The following is a 1,874-nucleotide window of genomic DNA, read 5'->3' on the forward strand; positions in this document are numbered from 1 at the left end:
TTCATGGCGCAGGTGCCCACGGTTCTGTTGCCGCTTCGCTTAGAGCATTTTGCAGCCAAGTGGAATCACTAGCCGTCGCGGAATTGCGGCTAAAAAAATGACCAGGGTGGAATTGCCGCCCTGGCCGACGCGACAAACAAAGAAAAGGCCGCCTCGAGGGCGGCCTTGGATGGGTGTCGCCGATTGGTCGGATCAGCGCGAATAGAATTCGACGACCAGGTTCGGTTCCATCTGGACGGCGAACGGAACATCCGCCAGGCCGGGAACGCGGTTGTAGGTCGCGGTCATCTTGTTGTGGTCGGCCTCGATATAGTCCGGCACGTCACGCTCGGCCAAGCCTACCGATTCCAGCACGATGACGAGCTGCTTCGACTTCTCGCGCACCTCGATGACGTCGCCCGGCTTGCAGCGGTACGAACCGATATTGGTGCGCTTGCCGTTGACGTTGACGTGGCCGTGGTTGACGAACTGGCGGGCCGCGAAGATGGTCGGCACGAACTTGGCGCGATAGACGATCGCGTCGAGACGCGACTCGAGCAGGCCGATCAGGTTCTCGGAGGTGTCGCCCTTGCGGCGGTTGGCTTCCTCATAGACCTTGCGGAACTGCTTTTCCGAAACGTCGCCATAGTGGCCCTTGAGCTTCTGCTTGGCGCGCAGCTGCAGGCCGAAGTCGGAAAGCTTGCCCTTGCGGCGCTGGCCATGCTGTCCGGGGCCGTATTCGCGCTTGTTGACCGGGGACTTCGGACGGCCCCAGATATTTTCGCCGAGACGGCGGTCGATCTTGTATTTCGCGGATTCGCGCTTGCTCATCGCATTCCCTTTCAAAACGATATGACCCGGGGCCCCATGGCTCCGGGTGAAGGAAACGCGCCCTCCTCTGGCCTCCGTTTTCGAGGCCTGACAGGGTTTTCCCACGCAACGCGACGGAAAACCCACGGGACACGTCAGTTCGAACAAGACCGCCGACAGACTGGCTTCCGGTGAGGTCTTGCCCATGCAAAAGAAACCACCGGACGTCGCCGCCCGGTGTTGGTGGCCCTGTTAAACAGAGATTTAACCGGTGTCAAGCTCGTGATCGGCGACGCACCGGCTCCACTATTCTGCCGTCAGAAAGCCGCAGCCCGGCGAAGGCACTGGCATGGCCGCAAGCAGATCCGCCACGTCATGGCATGCCGCGGTTTCCTATCCAGGCACCAACTTGAGAGCCAGGCAGGAGTTCATGACTTCTTGCTAGGCAGTCCCTTGCGTTTGGTCTCGGCGAACTCCTCGAGTTGCTTCTCGCTCATGGACTCGTACATCTCGCGCGAAGCACCCTTAAGCTCGGTTTTCTTGGTCTCGCCGCGCTTGGCCGAAAGGGCTGCGCCGGCTGCCTTCTGTTGGGCTTGCGATTTGGCTGGCATGCGATTTCTCCCTGTGCGGTAGTGGGAAGAGAAACGCTGCGGCGCTATCGCAGTTCCAGCTAGCGCGAGGTCAGCCCAAAGCCCTGGATGAGCCTGCGCGTGGCGAAATCCACCTTACCAGAGGTGAAGAGGGCGATATCGGGCTCGGTCTCGCCCGACGGTTCGCCGATAGGCTGCAGCAGCGACATGGCGCGCCGGGCAATGGCTTCCGCCGGATCGATCCAGTCGACCGGCCACGGAGCGGTCTTGCGCATGCGGTTGGCCAGGAACGGATAATGCGTGCAGGCGAGCACGACGATGTCGGTGCGCTGCCCGTCGTGCTCGATGAAGCAGGGCGCGATCTCGGCGCGCACGGCTTCCTCGTCGACAAAACCTTCGCGCATATAAATCTCGGCCAATGCGGCAAGCCTGTCGCTGCCGACGAGCCGGACATGGCATTTCTGCGCCCATTTGCTGATCAGGTCACGCGTGTAC

2 protein-coding genes and 1 pseudogene are annotated in these 1,874 nt (G+C 61.3%); all 3 read right to left on the bottom strand.

Translation table 11 applies throughout. The annotated features are described in order from the left end of the window. Positions 1-192: 192 nt before the first annotated feature. Positions 193-810, bottom strand: coding sequence for a 30S ribosomal protein S4 (gene rpsD, locus EOA75_RS32370; RefSeq protein ID WP_066995136.1), 618 nt, complete (start codon positions 808-810; stop codon positions 193-195). A gap of 407 nt (positions 811-1,217) precedes the next feature. Continuing rightward, positions 1,218-1,400, bottom strand: coding sequence for a DUF3008 family protein (locus EOA75_RS32375; RefSeq protein WP_066995133.1), 183 nt, complete (start codon positions 1,398-1,400; stop codon positions 1,218-1,220). Positions 1,401-1,459: 59 nt separating this feature from the next. Continuing rightward, positions 1,460-1,874 (bottom strand): annotated as a pseudogene (locus tag EOA75_RS32380) (glutamate racemase); the annotation flags it as partial.

The organism is Mesorhizobium sp. M1A.F.Ca.IN.022.07.1.1, assembly GCF_003997575.1.
Lineage (GTDB): Bacteria > Pseudomonadota > Alphaproteobacteria > Rhizobiales > Rhizobiaceae > Mesorhizobium.